This window comes from Streptomyces sp. GbtcB7 (assembly GCF_019091445.1).
GTDB classification, from domain to species: domain Bacteria; phylum Actinomycetota; class Actinomycetes; order Streptomycetales; family Streptomycetaceae; genus Streptomyces; species Streptomyces mirabilis.
Window position 1 is genome coordinate 129,070 of sequence record NZ_JAGXJM010000018.1, and the last position, 16,745, is coordinate 145,814.

Annotated in this window: 20 protein-coding genes and 2 pseudogenes; 13 read left to right on the forward strand and 9 right to left on the reverse strand. The window is 70.5% G+C overall.

All coding sequences use genetic code 11. From position 1 onward, the window contains the following. Window positions 1–6: 6 nt before the first annotated feature. Window positions 7–1,179 (reverse strand): S1 family peptidase, encoded by a 1,173-nt coding sequence (locus KVT44_RS28055; RefSeq protein ID WP_217569554.1) that lies wholly within the window; start codon window positions 1,177–1,179, stop codon window positions 7–9. Window positions 1,180–1,379: 200 nt separating this feature from the next. Between KVT44_RS28055 and KVT44_RS28060 the strand changes: the two genes are divergently transcribed. Beyond that, window positions 1,380–3,026 (forward strand): APC family permease, encoded by a 1,647-nt coding sequence (locus KVT44_RS28060; protein ID WP_217569556.1) that lies wholly within the window; start codon window positions 1,380–1,382, stop codon window positions 3,024–3,026. A gap of 18 nt (window positions 3,027–3,044) precedes the next feature. Here the strand turns inward: KVT44_RS28060 and KVT44_RS28065 are convergent. Continuing rightward, window positions 3,045–3,387, reverse strand: a pseudogene (locus tag KVT44_RS28065) (TetR-like C-terminal domain-containing protein); the annotation flags it as partial. 151 nt (window positions 3,388–3,538) lie between these two features. Here KVT44_RS28065 and KVT44_RS28070 point away from each other — a divergent pair. From KVT44_RS28070 to KVT44_RS28080, 3 genes are all read left to right on the forward strand, one after another. After that, complete coding sequence (locus KVT44_RS28070; RefSeq protein WP_217569558.1) at window positions 3,539–4,570, forward strand: medium chain dehydrogenase/reductase family protein; 1,032 nt, start codon at window positions 3,539–3,541, stop codon at window positions 4,568–4,570. 96 nt (window positions 4,571–4,666) lie between these two features. Further along, entirely contained in the window at window positions 4,667–5,257 is a 591-nt protein-coding gene (locus tag KVT44_RS28075) for an ester cyclase (protein ID WP_217569560.1), read from the forward strand. 360 nt (window positions 5,258–5,617) lie between these two features. Beyond that, window positions 5,618–6,718 (forward strand): PP2C family protein-serine/threonine phosphatase, encoded by a 1,101-nt coding sequence (locus tag KVT44_RS28080; RefSeq protein WP_217569562.1) that lies wholly within the window; start codon window positions 5,618–5,620, stop codon window positions 6,716–6,718. 10 nt (window positions 6,719–6,728) lie between these two features. On the opposite strand, the gene KVT44_RS28085 is transcribed toward KVT44_RS28080, so the two are convergent. From KVT44_RS28085 to KVT44_RS28095, 3 genes are all read right to left on the reverse strand, one after another. Further along, on the reverse strand, window positions 6,729–6,989 hold the full coding sequence (locus KVT44_RS28085) for a hypothetical protein (RefSeq protein ID WP_099919179.1): 261 nt from the start codon (window positions 6,987–6,989) through the stop codon (window positions 6,729–6,731). Continuing rightward, window positions 6,976–7,242 carry a DUF6400 family protein gene (locus KVT44_RS28090; RefSeq protein WP_217569564.1) on the reverse strand — a complete coding sequence of 89 codons (267 nt, stop codon included), beginning with the start codon at window positions 7,240–7,242 and terminating at the stop codon, window positions 6,976–6,978. Before KVT44_RS28090 ends, KVT44_RS28085 begins: the two co-directional genes overlap by 14 nt. 132 nt (window positions 7,243–7,374) lie before the next feature. Next, complete coding sequence (locus KVT44_RS28095; RefSeq protein ID WP_217569566.1) at window positions 7,375–8,079, reverse strand: GAF and ANTAR domain-containing protein; 705 nt, start codon at window positions 8,077–8,079, stop codon at window positions 7,375–7,377. 258 nt (window positions 8,080–8,337) lie between these two features. Here KVT44_RS28095 and KVT44_RS28100 point away from each other — a divergent pair, with 258 nt between their 5' ends. The 4 genes from KVT44_RS28100 (at window position 8,338) to KVT44_RS28115 (ending at window position 10,182) form a co-directional block, all read left to right on the forward strand. After that, complete coding sequence (locus tag KVT44_RS28100; protein WP_217569569.1) at window positions 8,338–8,598, forward strand: WhiB family transcriptional regulator; 261 nt, start codon at window positions 8,338–8,340, stop codon at window positions 8,596–8,598. Window positions 8,599–8,711: 113 nt separating this feature from the next. Next, the gene (locus tag KVT44_RS28105; RefSeq protein ID WP_217569570.1) at window positions 8,712–9,146 is read left to right on the forward strand and encodes an ATP-binding protein; all 435 of its coding nucleotides are present in this window, start codon (window positions 8,712–8,714) and stop codon (window positions 9,144–9,146) included. Window positions 9,147–9,243: 97 nt separating this feature from the next. Beyond that, window positions 9,244–9,612 carry a hypothetical protein gene (locus KVT44_RS28110; RefSeq protein WP_190170982.1) on the forward strand — a complete coding sequence of 123 codons (369 nt, stop codon included), beginning with the start codon at window positions 9,244–9,246 and terminating at the stop codon, window positions 9,610–9,612. A 234-nt stretch (window positions 9,613–9,846) separates the two neighbouring features. Next, the gene (locus tag KVT44_RS28115) at window positions 9,847–10,182 is read left to right on the forward strand and encodes a hypothetical protein (protein ID WP_217569572.1); all 336 of its coding nucleotides are present in this window, start codon (window positions 9,847–9,849) and stop codon (window positions 10,180–10,182) included. A gap of 69 nt (window positions 10,183–10,251) precedes the next feature. On the opposite strand, the gene KVT44_RS28120 is transcribed toward KVT44_RS28115, so the two are convergent. Continuing rightward, on the reverse strand, window positions 10,252–10,710 hold the full coding sequence (locus KVT44_RS28120) for an ATP-binding protein (RefSeq protein ID WP_217569574.1): 459 nt from the start codon (window positions 10,708–10,710) through the stop codon (window positions 10,252–10,254). A 421-nt stretch (window positions 10,711–11,131) separates the two neighbouring features. Between KVT44_RS28120 and KVT44_RS28125 the strand changes: the two genes are divergently transcribed. The 3 genes from KVT44_RS28125 to KVT44_RS28135 all read left to right on the forward strand — a co-directional run bounded on the left by KVT44_RS28125 (window position 11,132) and on the right by KVT44_RS28135 (window position 13,399). Further along, entirely contained in the window at window positions 11,132–11,710 is a 579-nt protein-coding gene (locus KVT44_RS28125; protein ID WP_308314130.1) for a lamin tail domain-containing protein, read from the forward strand. Window positions 11,711–11,840: 130 nt separating this feature from the next. Continuing rightward, window positions 11,841–12,434, forward strand: a complete 594-nt coding sequence (locus KVT44_RS28130; RefSeq protein WP_217569578.1) for a helix-turn-helix transcriptional regulator — start codon at window positions 11,841–11,843, stop codon at window positions 12,432–12,434. Between the two features lie 92 nt (window positions 12,435–12,526). Further along, on the forward strand, window positions 12,527–13,399 hold the full coding sequence (locus tag KVT44_RS28135) for a trans-aconitate 2-methyltransferase (protein WP_217569580.1): 873 nt from the start codon (window positions 12,527–12,529) through the stop codon (window positions 13,397–13,399). Between the two features lie 2 nt (window positions 13,400–13,401). Here the strand turns inward: KVT44_RS28135 and KVT44_RS28140 are convergent, their stop codons facing one another. The 3 genes from KVT44_RS28140 to KVT44_RS28150 form a co-directional block, all read right to left on the reverse strand. After that, complete coding sequence (locus tag KVT44_RS28140; protein ID WP_217569582.1) at window positions 13,402–13,818, reverse strand: hypothetical protein; 417 nt, start codon at window positions 13,816–13,818, stop codon at window positions 13,402–13,404. A gap of 72 nt (window positions 13,819–13,890) precedes the next feature. Then, window positions 13,891–14,289, reverse strand: a complete 399-nt coding sequence (locus tag KVT44_RS28145) for a hypothetical protein (RefSeq protein ID WP_217569584.1) — start codon at window positions 14,287–14,289, stop codon at window positions 13,891–13,893. Window positions 14,290–14,462: 173 nt separating this feature from the next. After that, window positions 14,463–15,353, reverse strand: a complete 891-nt coding sequence (locus tag KVT44_RS28150; RefSeq protein WP_217569586.1) for an LLM class F420-dependent oxidoreductase — start codon at window positions 15,351–15,353, stop codon at window positions 14,463–14,465. 124 nt (window positions 15,354–15,477) lie between these two features. On the opposite strand from KVT44_RS28150, the pseudogene KVT44_RS58390 reads away from it, so the two are divergent. Both KVT44_RS58390 and KVT44_RS58395 read left to right on the forward strand, forming a co-directional pair. After that, window positions 15,478–16,314 (forward strand): annotated as a pseudogene (locus KVT44_RS58390) (family 43 glycosylhydrolase); the annotation flags it as partial. A gap of 154 nt (window positions 16,315–16,468) precedes the next feature. After that, window positions 16,469–16,735: a hypothetical protein gene (locus KVT44_RS58395; protein WP_308314134.1), complete on the forward strand. Its 267-nt coding sequence runs from the start codon at window positions 16,469–16,471 to the stop codon at window positions 16,733–16,735. Window positions 16,736–16,745: the final 10 nt, after the last annotated feature.

A 16,745-nucleotide genomic window follows, 5' to 3' on the forward strand; every position in this document is an offset into this window, starting at 1 on the left:
TGGCGGTCAGGCGGTGACGAGGGTGAGTCCGTACGTACTGAGGATCTCGTTCACGGGCTGGAACCAGGTCTGGCCGCCGCTCGTGCAGTTGCCCCAGCCGCCCGAGGTCACGCCCTGGGCCTGGTCGCCGGTGATGAACGAGCCGCCGGAGTCACCGGGTTCGGCGCAGACGCTGGTGCCGGTCAGGCCGTAGACGGATCCCTGGCTGTAGTTGACGGTCTCGTTCTGGGTCAGCACGGTGCCGCAGTGCCAGTGGGTGGTCGAGCCGGAGCGGCAGATGGACGAGCCGACGGGGGCCACGGCCGAGCCGCGGACCAGTACGTCGCTGACGGTGCCCCAGCCGAGCACCACCGGTACGGTCCACCAGCCGTTGCCGATCCGGATGTACGAGTAGTCGTTGCCCGGGAACGACGATCCGGCGAAGGTGCCCATCGCCGAGCCGTCCCAGCCGGCCACCGAGCTGCCGGCCGAGCCGCAGTGCCCGGCGCTCACGAAGCCGCCCACCACGGAGAAGCCTATGGAGCAGCGGGTGTTGCCGTTGATGTAGTACGGGTCGCCGCCGACGGTGCCCGCGGAGAACGTGCGCGGCCTCTGCGCGGTGGCGGAGGTGTGGACCGTGAGCAGACCCGCCTCGCGCGCGGGCGCCAGGAACGCCGTCACCGCGGCGCTGTGTTCCGCGCCCTTTCGGACCTCGGCCACCAGGCTGCTGGTGCGGGGGTCGACATGCCAACTGCGGACGGCTGTGGGGGCGCCGTCCGACGTGGCGGTGTCGTCGAGGGCGGCCTTGGCCGCGTCCAGCGTCCGGGCGCTGTGCGCGACCCGTACGACCGTGGCGCCGGTGGCTCGTACGGCGTCGACCGCCGCGGTGCCCGCGTCGGTGACTCCGACGACGAGCGTGCCGCGCGCCGGGTCGTACCAGGAACCGCCGAACGTCCGCCCCGCCGCCCGTTCGGCCCGCGGCGCGAGCTCGGCGGCGCCGGTTTCGCGCTCGCCCCTGGTGCGGGCCTGCGACGCGGTGAGGCCGAGGTCCCGCTGCATGGCGGTGACCAGGCCGGGGGAGAGGGGGCGGGGACTGGACGGTTGTGCCGTCGCCGTGTCGGCGGGCGACAGCCCCAGAGTGCACGTGCCGAGGGCTAACAGGACGGACAGGCCCCAGCGAAGACGCGTAACACGTCGCATGGGTGAACCCCTTCCATTCTCAACTGCCGGAGAAGGTATGGACCTTTGGGGTTCAGTGTTGGAAGTGTGTTGCGTGCATGTCAATGGTTCTCGATGTGGAACGGGCTCGTCACGCCTCTCGTGCTCGCATCACTCGGAAGTTAAAGTATCGATATCGCCGTATTGCGATGTTCATCCCCTTTGGCGCAGGGGTGAGGGTCATGGGCACTACCGAAGCGGCACCCGCCACGCATGCCGGGCCTCCCGGCCTGAGGCGAGAAGTCGGATTCATCGGGCTGATCTGGGCCTCGGAGGGGTCGATCATCGGCTCCGGCTGGCTGTTCGGCGCGCAGGGTGCCCTCGCGGCGGCGGGCCCGGCCGCGATCATCTCCTGGGGGATCGGCGGCGTCGCGATCCTCATCCTGGCCCTGGTGCACGCCGAACTCGGAGGCATGTATCCGGTGTCCGGCGGTACGGCCCGCTTCCCGCACTACGCGTTCGGCGGCGCGGCGGGAGCGTCGTTCGGCTGGTTCTCCTGGCTCCAGGCGGCCACGGTGGCGCCGATCGAGGTGCTGGCCATGATCACGTACGGCCAGCACTACTCATGGGCGAACGGCTGGCTGAAGACCCAGGGGGGCCAGCACATCCTGACCGCTTCCGGGATCGCCGTCGCGGTCGGGCTGATGGCGGTGATCACCGCCATCAACTTCCTCAGCATCCGCCTGCTGGCCCGCACCAACAGCGCGGCGACCTGGTGGAAGGTCGGCATCCCGCTGTTGACGATCTTCGTGTTCGCCCTCGCCCAGTTCCATGTCGGCAACTTCACCGCCGCCGACGGGTTCAACCCCTATGGCGCCAAGGGCATCCTGTCCGCGGTCTCCTCCAGCGGCATCATCTTCGCGCTGCTCGGATTCGAACAGGCAGACCAGCTCGCCGGTGAGAGCGCCAATCCGAAACGCGACATCCCGCGTGCGGTGATCGGCTCCATCGTCATCGGCGCGATCATCTACATCCTGCTTCAGGTCGCGTTCCTCGCCGCTCTTCCCGCCTCTCAGATCCAGGGCACCTGGGCCACCGCCGCCTTCAACACCCTGACCGGTCCGTTCGCGCAGGTCGCCACGCTCATCAGTCTGGGCTGGCTGGCCACGGTCCTCTACCTCGACGCGGTGGTCTCGCCCGCGGGCACCGGCCTGATCTACATCACCGGCTCCTCGCGGGTCTCCTACGGGCTCAGCCGCAACGGCTATGTGCCGTCGGCCTTCGAGGCGACCAACCGGAGCGGGGTGCCGTGGGTCGGGCTCATCGCCGCCTTCGTGGTCGGCTGTGTGTGCTTCCTGCCGTTCCCGAGCTGGCGCTCGCTCGTGGGGCTGATCACCAGCGCCAGCGTGCTGATGTACGCCGGCGCGCCCCTGTCCTTCGGGGTCTTCCGCCGCCGCCTCCCGAACGTCGACCGTCCGTACCGGCTGCCCGGCGGCGGCTGGATGTCCCCGTTGGCCTTCGTCGTCGCCAACTTCCTGATCCTGTGGTCGGGCTGGACCACGGACTGGAAGCTGGGCATCGCGATCCTGATCGGCTACGTCATCCTCATCGCCAACCGCGTGTTCAGGATGAACCCGATGACTCCCCAACTCGATCTGCGTGCCGCCCAGTGGCTCCCCGCCTACCTGATCGGCATGGGTCTCATCGTCTACGCCAGCGACTTCGGCCCCCTCACACATCCGTGGTTCCCCTTGTGGTGGGACATGGCGGCGGTCACGGTCCTCAGTCTCGCCATCTATTACTGGGCCATGGCGGTTGCCCTCCCCACGGAACAGATCCAGCGCATGGTCGACCAGGTGGTCGTTCCGGAGGAGGCCGCGCTTCACTGAGTACGAGGAGCGGGGCGGTTCCAGGGACAGCAGTCCGTGCAGCCGGGTCCGGAAGGTCAGGGCCCGGCGCAGGGCCTCGGGGCCGTCCGGGGGAGACGCGGCGCAGGCGTCGAGCAGGGTCGTCATGATCTCTGACGCGATCCCGGTGACGTCGTCGGGCGCGTGGTAGCCGGGGACGGGCGTGCCGTAGACGAGGAAGTACCGCTGAGGGTCGTCCAGGGCCCATCTGCTTGGCGATCGCGTTGAGGGAGAGCGCGGACGCCCCCGCGGTGGCGATCTGCTCCCATGCGCGTTCCCTGATCTCCGCACGTACGTGGGCGCGGTAGCGCTCGCGCGGGGTCTGCGTGTCCGTGTCGACCATGGCCTGCCACCTTTCCGCAGTCGTGAAGATAGAGGTTCAAGATAAAGTTAGAAGATATTACTGAACTTCTTGACTCTCTCCTTCGTGTTGAGTTATAACTTCTAACGGACGCAAAAGTGAGTAACCAACGCGGAGCGCAGTGGAGGTCGTCATGAACGCCGAAGGACTCGTCGAGGTCGTGCTGCCGGGCAAGGTGGAGCCGGAAGGGCTGGAGATCCGGCACGGAGCCGTGCCCGCCGCGGGCCCCGGCCAGGTCGTGATCCGGATGGAGGCGACCGGGGTCTCCTTCGCGGAGCAGCAGATGCGCCGCGGCCGGTACTACGACCAGCCGGCGTTCCCGTTCGTGCCCGGCTACGACCTGGTCGGCGCCATCCTCACGACCGGCGAGGGCGTCGAGCCCGCTCTGGCCGGCACCCGGGTGGCCGCGCTGGTCAAGGTCGGCGGCTGGGCGAGCCACGTGCTCGTCGACGCGGCGGACGTGGTGCCGGTGCCCGACGGGATCGGCGCGGCGGAGGCGGAGACCGTGGTGGTCAACGGCATCACCGCCTGGCAGATGCTGCACCGCAAGGCACGCGTCCGCGCGGGGCAGACCATCCTGGTCCACGGTGCCAACGGCGGCGTCGGCTCGGTCCTGGTCCAGCTCGCCCAGGCCGCGGACGTGAAGGTGATCGGCACGGCGTCCGCGCGTCACCACGACGCGCTGCGGGAGCGCGGCGTCATCCCCGTCGACTACCGCACCGAGGACGTGGCCGCACGGGTCCGCGAGCTCGCCCCCGCCGGGGTGGACGCCGTCTTCGACCACGTCGGCGGCCGCAGCGCTGTCGACTCCTGGCACCTCCTCGCGCCCGGCGGCACGCTCGTCTCGTACGGCAGCGCCTCCACCCGGGACGACGAGGGCTCCAAGCAGTGGCCCGTGCTCAAGCTGCTCGGCCGGGTGTGGCTGTGGAACGCGCTGCCCAACCGCCGCCGCGCCTACTTCTTCAACGTCTGGGCCGGGCGGGCGCTGGCCAAGAACCGGTTCCGGGCCCAGCTGCGCGCCGACCTCACTCAGGTCTTCGGGGCCCTCCAGCGCGGTGACGTCACCGCGCAGATCGCCGCCCAACTGCCCCTCACCCGCGTCGCCGACGCCCTGCGACTGGCCGAGTCCGGCACCGTCGCCGGGAAGGTCGTGCTGAACCCTTAGCAGGTTCTTCCGCAGCCGCCGATCGCGCGCACCTTGCCGCCGATCGCACACCTTGCCCCTGCCATCCCTCCCTGACCCAAAACGCGAGGAACCGCCATGACCGCCACCCCCACCACCCACACCGCCACCCCGAGGCGCCACCGGGCACGGCTGCTCGTCCCCGCGGCGATCGCCGTCCTCGCCTTCACCGCCACGACGGCCACCGCGGACACCTCACCGACAACCGCGGCCGAGCGGACGGCCACGGCCCACGACCGTCGGGCGGCCGAGCAGAAGCCGAAGGCGATGCTCGACGCGTGGCTGCGGCTCTGGAACGGCGATTTCGCCCAGGCCCCGGGGATCATCTCTCCCGGCTTCCGGGTCCACGCCGCCCTCCTCGACGGAGGTGACGGCAGCTCCATCCGGGGCGTCGACGGCCTGGTGGCCTGGATCGGCCAGACCCGTGCGGCATTCCGCGACCTGCGCTTCACCATCGAGGTTCCCCCGCTGGTCGACGGCCGCTACGCATCGGTGCGATGGACCGCCACCGGCACCTACGCCGGCGGCTTCCCCGGCGCCAAGGCCCAGCCGGGGACCGTGGTCACCTTCACCGGCACCGACACACTCCGCATGCGGGACGGCAAGTTCGCGGAGTACTGGGTCAACACCGACACCCTGAGGCTGCTCACCCAGCTCCAGGCACTCTGAAGCACACCCCCGCGGCAGGTGCGGTCACGGGTGTGTCGTCGGCACGGTCCGGTGCCTGACATGCCGTTGAGTGGAGCAATGACCGGTACGCCGTGCCGAGTCCCAGCAGGCTGGGCGTCTTGCCGAAACCGTGTGCCAGGAGTTCCGTGTGAACAGGCTGCATCAAACGAGCCGTCAGTCGTGTCGTCCGCTCGCGGGCCCGCTCTCGGTGCACCCCCCTGCCTCGCTGGTGTCCGAGCTCCCGCCCCTCGCACAGCGTCGCGGGACACCGTGAGGCGGCGGGGCCGTGGCGCGGAGGCGGAGAGCGCCTCACCGCGCCCGAACAGCACGGGCCGCTCGCTGCCGGCACCCCCCATGTGGATGCGCTGGCTCCCCCTCTTCTACGTCGCGGCCGTCCTGTTGATCGAGCCCATCACGCCCGTGGAGTGGCCGGTGAGCTTCCTGCTGATCGCTCTCCCGTTGGTGGCAGCCTTCGCCCACGGCCCCGTGATGGTCGTCTGTGTCACCGTCTTCGCCGTGGCGCTCGAAGGGGTTCTGGCCGGTACCCCGTGCTGTGCGGGACGTTCCGTCGGCTACCTGTGGGACCGCCACTACGTGGCCGCCTACTTCTGCACCGTTCTCATCGGCACCCTGGGAACCATCCTGGCCGTCAGCCGGATGCGACGGGAGCGCACGCTGGCCACCGTGCGCTTCGTGGCCGAGATCGCCCAGCGCGTCCTGCTCAGGCCCGTTCCGCACCGCGTCGGTGACATCCTGGTGGAGAGCTTCTACCTCTCCGCCGACGCGGAGGCACGCGTCGGAGGCGATCTCTACGAGGCGGTGCCCACGACGCACGGCCTCCGCCTCGTGATCGGCGACGTCCGGGGCAAGGGTCTGTTCGCCGTGGAGACCGCCGCCACCCTGCTCGGCGCCTTCCGGGAAGCCGCCCACGACGAACCCGACCTCGCGGCCCTGGCGGAACGGGTGGAGACCAGCATGAGCCGCCGGGCCGCCGACTACGCCAGCAGCGACATGGCCGAGCGCTTCGTCACGGCGATCTTCGCGGAAATCGTGAGCCGCGACCGTGTCGTGCGGATCGTCAACTGCGGCCACCCGCCCCCTCTGCTCATCAGCGCCGCCGAAGTCACCGAACTGGAGACGGACCGGTCCTCACCGCCCCTCAACCTCGGCGTGCTCGTCGGAGAGCCGTTCCGCACCGACGAACATCCCTTTCGGCCGGGCGATCAGCTCCTGCTGTACACCGACGGCGTCACCGAGACACGCGACAGTGACGGCGCCTTCTACCCGCTCGTCCAGCGCATCCGCTCCTGGGGCGTCCTCCCGCCCCGGGAACTCCTCGACCGGCTCCACCACGATCTGCTCGCCTACAGCGACAACCGTCTCAACGACGACACGGCCGCACTCATCGCCTGCTACATCCCCGACGCACCGCGGGCACCCACCGACCCGCACGCGCCCTGAGCCGGAGCGATCAGCGAGGATCCGGGCGGCCGCTCGTGATGCGCTTCCACAGGGAGCGGGTGGCACCGAAGCCGCTCTCGTGGACCCACACGTGCGTGCAGGACGGGCACTGAAGGTGGAGCAGACTGCCGGTGTTGGAGAGCAGATAGCGCCAGTGGTCGGAGCAGGTGCGCCGTTGCTCGCACGGTGCGCAGCCGCGACTGTCGTCGCAGTTGGGACAGCTCACCCAGGCACGTCGCCCGCGGTCCGCCTGCGGGTCAAGCGGCAGCATGGCCGCCTCCGCGCGGGGGCAGCACGCCGGCCGCGACCAGGTCGTCGTACAGGCGTTGCTGCTCTTCGTCGAGACCGGAGTACAGCAGGTCGTACGCGGCCTCCTCGCCGCGCATGACCTCCAGCGGGTCCCAGTCGGGGCCGAGGGCGGCCAGGACCTGGGCCTGTCGTTGCACCTCCTGCGCGGTGAGGTCGACGGAGAAGTCGACCAGCGCGGGGGTGCCGTCGGGAGGCGGGGGGTTATGTGCGGCCATGAAACGAAACTTAGGTATGCCTTCTTTGCCGGGGCAAGAGGGGGTGGCCGAAGTCACAGCAGGTCGGCGGCGGTTTCGACGGTCTCCGCCGGGTCGCTCGTTCCGGATCGCCGCCCGTTGCGACCGGAGCGGTCAGCTGGGCTTTTCGCCGGTTTCGCAGATGCGGCGGGCGATCTCGCGCAGTTTGATGTTGTGGTCCTGGGACGCCTTCTTGAGCAGCTTGAACGCCGAGTCCTCGGTCAGCGCGTAGCGCTCCATGAGGATGCCCATGGCCTCGCCGATCTCGTGACGGGTCTCCAGGGCGTCACCGAGCTGCTGATGCGTACGGGCCGCGGAGAAGGCCACGGCCGCGTGCGAGGCGAGGATCCAGCCGGCCCGCTGAGCGGCCTCGTCGAAGGTGCGCGGCCGGCGGGAGTACAGGTTGAGGGCCCCGAGCTCGTCGTCCTCGGTGAAGAGGAGGAAGCCCATCATGCTCCCTATGCCCAGCCTTCTCAGCTCGGGGGCGAAGTGGGACCAGCGCTCATGCGGCCGGCTCAAGTCCTCGATGGTGTAGATCTGCTGACGGTCGGTCACGGCGTCGAAGCACGGGCCTTCCCGCAGATCCTGCTGGATCCGGTCCGCACGTCGCACCACGTCGCTCGTCGCCGCCAGAGGACGCACCTCGCCCCGCCGCACGGTGAGGATGCCGGCGTCGTCACAGCCGTTGATCAGAACCGACGCATGCTCCACGACGCGGTCCAGTGTGCCCTGGACCGTGTCCTGGGCCAGCAGATCCCGCGCCATTTCCGCCAGGGCGACGGCGAACTGCTCCCAGACCTCGCCGGGCTCGTGCGACATGTGCCACCTGCTTGTTCGTCGAAGCGCCGCCGACGCTCATCCGCGGTCCCATCTTGCCACTCGGGAGCCCCCGCCGCGCCGGACGGGCGGGTGGGGGCGCCGTGCTCGCACACGGTTGTCCGCGTCGTTCCTCGTTCAAACCGTGCTGTTTTCGCGAAACCGTCTGTTTCGCAGGTGCGATCAAGGGTGACCCGAAGGGGGACCGAAGTCCCACGAACAACAGATCGCGCAAGACCATCGCGATCACAGGAGGCCCCCATGAACAACTGGCGCGAGTCCGCGGCCTGCCGGAGCGTCGACCCCGATCTGTTCTTCCCCATCGGCAGCACAGGCCCCGCGCTGCCGCAGATCGAGGAGGCGAAGGCCGTCTGCCGGCACTGCCCCGTCCGTGAGGAGTGCCTGAGCTGGGCGCTCGACACGGGGCAGACCATCGGCGTCTGGGGCGGTACGAGCGAGACCGAACGACGCGCGCTGAGGCGGCGTACGGTCGCCCGCAGGTCCCGGGACACCGGATCGTAGGCACGCGGGTCGCGAAGGCTGGGCGACGTCCGCGCGGTGCGAGGACACCCTGTGCGAAGACGCGTGGGGCGATGAAGAGCAAGACATCCCGCCGACGAGACCGGGGAGGCGCGATGGAAAGCGACCCGAATGGGGACGCGAAGGTGTCGGGTGACGAGCCCCCGGGCCTCACCAGCACCTTTCCCGGACAGCTGCGCAACGTGACCGACGCCCGCCTCGTGGCGGACGACTATCTGTGCGCACTCGCGCGGACGTCACCGCCCGGAGCGGCCGAGCACTGGGACGACATCCTGCTGGTGGTGACGGAGCTGGCGGCCAACACGGTCCAGTACGCTCCCGGCCCCTTCGAACTCCGGATCCGTCCCACCTTCGACGGCGTGCATGTCACGCTCCGCGACAGCAGCACGACGCCGCCCGCGCCGCGCCGCGTCGACCCGGCCCACGGCGCGGGCGGAATCGGCTGGCACCTCCTCCACGCGCTCTGCCACCAGGTGAGCGTCGTGGTGCGGCCCGACGGCAAGGATGTGCATGCCTTTCTGCCCTGGTGAGCGCTTCTTCGCCGCCGGCAGGTGTCGGTTCGCGCGACCGGGGCACACGGGACTGCCGAAGGACACATCAGCCCCCGCACCCGAACGAGGTGGAGCAGTGAGCCTGGAGCAGCACCGAGCGTCCGGTCCCGTCGACGACACGGGTGACGAGGTGCCGGAGCCCTCCGACGAAGAGCGTGCCGCCTGGGCGCGGGTACGCCGCTCGGCCACGGGAATGCGCCACCACGAGGCGAGGTCCGCGCTGGCCACCGCCCGGAAGGCGGCTCGTGGCGGTTCGCCCACCGGCCGGGACGCGGTCGTCGTACGGGCGGAGGTCGAGGAGTGGGAGCGGGTCACCGGGACGCTCGCGGACCACGCGGGACCCTACGACCCCGCCGACGACCCCTTCGTCCAGGGCGAGCAGGACGCTCGCGACGGCCCCGCCCCTGTTGCCCGTCGCGCACAGACACTGCCGCACCAGCGGTGAACGGGACCCGGAACCGGACCGGGATCGGGATGTGGATCGGGACCGGGATCGGGGGAGTGCCCCGGAGCAGCCCCGACCGCATTGTCAGTGCCCTCCGCAACAATGCTGAGCAGCGAGAACGTCACCGCTCCCGGCGGTACGCGATCGAACCCGTCCGTCGAAAGGCCGCCCGCACATGACGCCCGCTCTCCGACGCCGCGCCGTGCCGCGAGCCCTGAACGGAGACCGCTGACGATGCTCCGATCCCTCCCGCGCACGCCCGCTCCGCTCGGCCCCGGCGGTGCCGAGGTCCTGCGTCTGATCACCGTCCAGCGCGTCCCCGTCTGCCTCACCGTGCATGCCAACGGGCGGCGCCGGTACGGGTACTGGCAGCCCTTCAGTTCCGGTTCCGGGCGCGGTGGTTGTTACGTGGCCCTGCCCACGGACGAGTGCGACGCGCTGCACGCGGCGGGCCGGATCGAGCTGGGCGACCCGGTGGTGGATCCGGCGAAGACCACGTACCCGGTGCGCCCCGTCGTGCGAGGCGCCCCCTCCGCGACCGGCACACCCCGCCAGGCCCTCACGGCGTGAACTCGTTCCGGCCGCGGCCGACCACAGGAGTACGACACCGTCGTCGTCCCAGCCCTGGTGGTCCCAGTCCTAGTGCGGTGAGAGCGGTACAACGGCCGTGATCCGCTTGCCGCCGGCGCGGAGCTCCGCGATGGTGATGTCGCGGGCGAGGCGGCAGATGATCGGCCAGCCATGGCCTCCGATCCTCATGGATCCCGGCTCGTCGGGGTGCTCTGCCGGTGTGGGCAGTTCCCGGCTGTGGTCGCTCACCGACAGGCGTACTTCCCGGTCGACCAGCATCACCTCGAACTCGGTGACACCGCCGCCGTGCAGCATCGCGTTGGTGGTGAGTTCCGAGGCGACGAGCAGGGCGTCGCCGACGGCGACGGCATCGCCCGCGCCGTCGCGCCCGCCGGACCGTCGTACGTCTTCTTCGAGTGCGTCCCTGACCGCCTCGCGCACCTCGGCCGGGCTGCGCGGTCCGGGTGAACGCAGCCGACCGGGAACGGTCGTGGTGTCGAGGGAGTTCGTCCGGTGCTCCGCACACATGCCTCTCTCCTCTGCGCTCTACCACTACGCCTGACCTGGGAAGCTCAGCACAAACCTGTCCGTTGCGGCAGGACGCCCTCCGGGGGCCGTGATCAACTTTCGAGTGATGGCCGGGTCGAGCGTGGCGGGGCGGGGCGTCACGTGGACCCGTCCAAGGCGTGTTCCGACAAGGGAAAGCTTCCTGACGAAACGGTAAATCTGCACATTCAGGGCATAAATGGACGTTACATGCGAGTGTCACGGAAATGTGGCTGATCAGTAACAGTGCTCATGTATCGCCCGAATCATCGAGGGGTGAGAGCAGTGTGTGCGCGTCGGCCAGCAGGCCGCACACCCGCACACGCACCCCGGAACGGACCGCGTAGGACGGCCGCGGGATGCCAGCACCCAGTAGGAGGGCTTTGTGTCCGCTTCTGCTTCTGTGACCGTTCGTCGTCTCGCCGCCGCCACGTTGACGGTGGTGGCGGTGGCCGGGGCGGCGACTCTGCCGGCGTCCGCGGCCGACCGCACGGATCGCCAGGCTGCCGTCAGAATCGCCGACGTGCAGCACGGCTTCGTGGGCGACGGGGTCCGCTCCAACCGGTCGCTCAACAGCGAGTGGGTGGAGGTCACCAACGGCGCCCGCCGTGCGGTGAACCTGAGCGGCTGGACGCTGTCGGACCGCGACGGCCACACGTACACCTTCCACCACTACCGCCTGGACGGCCGCTCCGTCGTCCGTGTCCACACCGGCATGGGCCGCGACACCTCCCGTGACCTCTACCAGGATCGCCGCACCTCCGTGTGGGGCGACCGCTCCGACACGGCCGCCCTGCGCGACGAGCACGGCCGCCTGGTCGACACCTTCTCCTGGGGCGCCCGTCACCCCGGGCACCGTGACGGCGCCTACTGGGGTGAGCGCGGAGTCGAGTACCGCGGCGAGCACGGTAGCCGTCGTGACGTCGGTGGCAGCGACGACCTCGGCGGGCGCCACGGTGAGCGTCACGACGGCCGCCGTTGATCCTGTTCCGTCGCTGACCGTGTAGCCGTACGGCGGCTCGACCGGCATGGTGGAGGACCCCGCCCTGGTGGCGGGGTCCTCCCACGCGTACGCTGACCGCACCTTGCCGCAACGGCATACGATGTTGCCCATGGCGCAAGACAATGGCGAGCTGGACAGCCTGGTACGCAAACGCATCCGCGCCCTGCGCGTCGCCCAGGGCTGGTCCCTGGAGGAGCTGGCCGCCCGGGCCCGGGTCAGTCAGTCCACGCTCAGCCGCATCGAGAACGGCCGGCGCCGCCTGGCGCTGGACCAGCTCGTCACCCTCGCCCGCGCCCTGGACACCTCCCTCGACCAACTGGTCGAGACCGCCGCCGACGACGTCGTCTCCCACCCGATGATCGACGCGGCCCACGGGCTGATGCGCTGGCCCATCAAGGCGGAACCCGGCATGACCGTCGTACGCCAGCGCATGACCGACCCGCCGCCCGACAACCCCTCGCGCCTGCGCGCCCACCCGCGCCGCGAATGGCTCGTCGTTCTCTCCGGCACCGCGAGCCTGCTGCTGGGCAATCGGCGTTTGCGGATCGAGACCAACCAGGCGGCGGAGTTCCCCACGATGCTCCCGCACGCCATCGGCGCCGAGGGCGGACCGTGCGAGATCCTGGGCATCTTCGACCGCGATGCCCGCCGCGGCCACCAGCGTGGCGAGGACGTCGGGAAAGCGAACCGCCCGTCACCGTGACCGTTTGCGTGTTCCGCAGTTCAGCAGGCCATCGTCTTGCGCATTCAGCAACCCGCCAGGTCACCCGCGGAGGGCCCGCTTAGCGTGGGCGCATGAACCACCCCTCCCCGCACACAGCGCCCCAAGGCGGGCACCATGTTCACGAGCACGAGCACCACGCAGGCGACCAGGTGGAGATCCTCGACCTGGACGAGGAAGTGCTCGCCGAACACATCGCGTCCATCACCGACTGGCTGCCCATCGGGACCAGCCCCCGCCGCATCGTGGATCTGGGCTGTGGGACCGGAGCCGGCACCCTCGCTCTGCTCGAGCGCTTTCCCGAGGCGGAGTTGACGGCTGTCGACCTGTCGGCCGCCCACCTGCACCGTCTGCGGGAGAAAGCAGCCGCAGTCGGTGTGGCCGACCGCGTGCGCATCGTGCGGGCCGACCTCGACGCGACGGCGTGGCCCGAACTCGGCAGGCCGGAGTTGGTCTGGGCGTCGGCCTCCATGCACCACATGCCCGACCCCGACCGCACCCTGCGCCAGGTCCACGACCTGCTGGCACCGGGCGGGCTGCTCGCCGTCGTCGAACTGGCCGGCTTCCCCCGGTTCCTGCCCGAAGACGCCCCGGAGGACGCTCCCGGTCTGGAGGAGCGCTGCCATGCCGCACTCGACCACCATCACGCCGAGCAGGTCCCCCACCGCGGAGCCGACTGGGGAACCAAGCTGACAAAGGCCGGCTTCACCGTCGAAGGCGAGCGCACCGTCACCGTCGACATCGGGCCGCCCCGCACCGACGCGGCAGGCCGCTACGCACTCAGCGGTCTGCGCCGCATGCGCGGCAGCGTCGCGTCCGCCCTGACGGCCGAGGACCTCTCCGCTCTCGACCGGTTGCTCGACACCGGCAGCCCGCACAGCATCCTGCGCCGCTTCGACCTGAGTGTGCGCACCGAGCGCAGGGTGTGGGCCGCACGCCGCACCTGACGTTACGACGTGCAGACGTTCTTCAGCTCGCCGGCCGCGTCATTGATCTTGCTGGAGTCCGGGTTCGTGTCGCCGTTCAGGATGGCTCTGTTGTAGTCGGCGACGGCCTTGTTGAGCTTGTCGACCGCCTTGTCGACCTTGCCGTCGCCCGTCTTGTCGCCGATCCTGTCGAGGTTCTTGTTGATGGTCTCGATGGACTTGTCGGTCTGGGTGGGATCCTTCGCCGCGTCCAGGCCGGCCTCGTTGATGGCCTTGAGGCTGTCGGCGATCGTGTCGGCGTTCTGCAGGCAGTCCAGTGAGTTGTCGACTGAGTTGTCGACGCCGTCGCAGCCGGTGGCGAGCCCGGCGGTCAGGGCGACGGCGGCCAGGGTGGTGGCGAGGGTGGCGACGCGGCGTCCACGTCGGCGGTCGGCGGCCATGGGAGGGTCCCTTCAGAGGAATTCGGGCGTGACTGGGCGAGGGGGGCAGCGGAAGCGGGGTGGGCCGGCCGGTCAGTACCAGGGCTGGTCGACCGCCTGGATCGGCTTCTTCCGGCGGCCTGCGACGAGGCCGCCGGCGGCGCCCAGCGAGACCAGACCCATGCCGACGGCGGCCATGATCCCCTTCACACCGTCCATGGTGAAGTAGCAGACCGCGGCCACGGCGCCGTTGAACAGGAACAGGAACCACAGCACCGGCGGCGTCGACAGGAACGCCTTGATCTTCGGCTTCTTCGCGATGCGCGAGCCGGCCACCAGTGACACGGCGATACCGGCGTACGTGGCCACGTCCTTCTGCGTGCCGTCGAGGACGGCGCCGGAGGTGGAGCTCGCGGCGAGACCGCCCACGAAGAACGACCAGAGCAGCAGGTTGGCGACGAACGACCGCACGGCGGCGAGCAGTGACTTCACGGGATTTTCCTTCGGCAGGGGACGCGCAGGTCCGTTGCGATCTCTGCCGTCAACGATCCCGTCGCCCGCCCGCCGCCACGAGGGACCGGTCCCCCGGATCGATGGTGTAGCGCGTTACACCATGTGAGTCACCACGGAGGGGACCAGCGAGGACCTGGAAGCGCGGGGGAGAGTCAGAGCAGGATGCCCGCCAGTCGGCGCCACTCCTCGCGCGGGAGGGAGTCGGGGGTCTGTCCGGTCACCACCTGGAGCGCCACATGGTCGGCGCCCGCCGCGTGGAAGGCCTCGACACGGGCGCGGATACGGTCCTCGTCGCCCCAGGCGAACATCGCGTCCACGAGGCGGTCGCTGCCGCCGTCCGCGAAGTCGGACTCGGCGAAGCCCAGCCGCAGAAAGCTGTTGGTGTAGTTCGGCAGCGACAGATAGAAGGCGAGGACGCCCCGGGCGAGCGTGCGGGCGCGGTCCGGGTCCGTCTCCAGGACGACCTTGAACTCCGGTGCCAGCAGCGGGACTTCGCCCAGGATCTCGCGGGCCTGCGCGGTGTGCTCCGGCGTCACGAGGTAGGGGAGCGCCCCGGCGGCGCGGTCACGTGAGAGCTCCAGCATCTTCGGGCCGAGCGCGGCGAGCATCCGGCGTCCCGCGGGCACTCCCTTCGCGTCCAGCTCGTCCAGATACGCGACCATGCTCGCGTAGGGGCGACGGTACTGGTCCGCCATCTTGGCGTGGCTCACCCCGAGGCCGAGCACGAAGCGGCCGAGGTGGGCCGTCTCCAGCTCCGCGAAGCCCGCCGCGCTCGCGAAGGCGTCCTGTGTCCAGATGCTCTGGATGCTGGTCCCCACGATGAGCCGCTTGGTCGCCGCGAGGAGCGGCGCCGCGTTCCGCGCGGTGCCGCTGCCGCCCAACCAGGCCGCGCCGAAGCCGAGTTGCTCCAGCTCGGCGGCGGCCTCGGCGCGCTCGCCACGCCCCTGCGGATCCTCCGAGCGCAGGCCCCCGCTCCAGATGCCGTACCGCCCGACGGCCTCCTTGAGCGAGCGGACCTGGCTCTCGGTCGTGACGTCGTTCATCGATTCCGATCCCTTCGGTGTGTACGGGCTGTCGGCGGCGGGACCACCGTTGCCTGCGAACGTGTTCGACACTACGGTCCTCTTCGGTCACCCGCTCTCGATCATCGCCCGTCGAAGGAGACGTATGCGGCAGCGGACCGCGCAGGTCGTCCGGAACCCGGTCCTGGCCGGCTCGCATCCGGACCCGTCCATCCTCCGCGTGGGAGCCGATTTCTACCTGGCGACCTCGACGTTCGAGTGGTGTCCGGGGGTACGGCTGCACCATTCCAGGGACCTCGTGCACTGGGGGCCCCTGGGCGGCGCCCTGGACAGCACCCGCTTGCTGGACCTGACCGGGTGTCCCGACTCCGGCGGAGTGTGGGCGCCGAACCTGAGCCACGCCGACGGCTTGTTCCACCTCGTCTACAGCAATGTGTCGACGTAAGCGGGCGGCTTCACCGACAGCCCCAACCACCTGGTCACCGCGGAGTCGATCGACGGGCCCTGGTCCGACCCGGTGCCGCTGCACGCGCGCGGTTTCGACGCCTCCCTCTTCCACGACGGCGCCGACAGCCGGCTGGTGAACCTGGTCCACGACTGGCGTCCGGGCCACGGCGGCTCGGCCGGCCTGGAGGCGACCCGCTACGACCGGGCCACGCGCCGCCTGGTCGGCGAGCCCGAACCCGTCGTGCTGCCGCCCGGGGCCGGCTGGATCGAGGGCCCCAACCTCTACCGCCGCGGCCCCTGGTACTACCTGCTGACCGCGGACGGCGGCACGGGCTACGACCACCAGGTCACCGTCGCCCGCTCGCGCACCCTGACCGGCCCCTACGAACGCGACCCCGCCGGCCCCCTGATCACCGCCCGCCACCACCCGGACCTGCCCCTCCAGAAGGCCGGGCACGGCAGCCTGGTGGACACTCCCGGCGGCCTGTCGTACCTCGCCTACCTCGTCGCACGGCCGTACACACGGCACGGACCGTGCGTCCTGGGCCGCGAGACCGCGCTGGCACCCGTCACCTGGACCCCGGACGGATGGCCGCGCGCCCCCGGCGGCCTGCCCGCCCTGGAGATACCGGCCCCCGCCCCGCTTGTCGACGGCACAGACCCGCGCCCGGACGACCACGACGACGTGGGTGACCCGGCGGATTCCGACGGCTTCGACCGGCCGGTGCTGGGACCCCAGTGGTCCCACTGCGCCGGCCCCGGCCCCCGACTGGCTGTCGCTGACCGACCGCGCCTCCCACCTGCGGCTGCGTGGCGGCCGCTCCCCGCAGAGCCTCATCGCCCCCAGCCTGGTGGCACGCCGGGTGACCGCGAACACGCCGAGGAAACGGAGGGCGACCGGATCCGCGCCCTCGGGTTCACCGGCGCGTTCGTCGGGTTCTGGGCCTGGGACCTGACCGGGGGCGG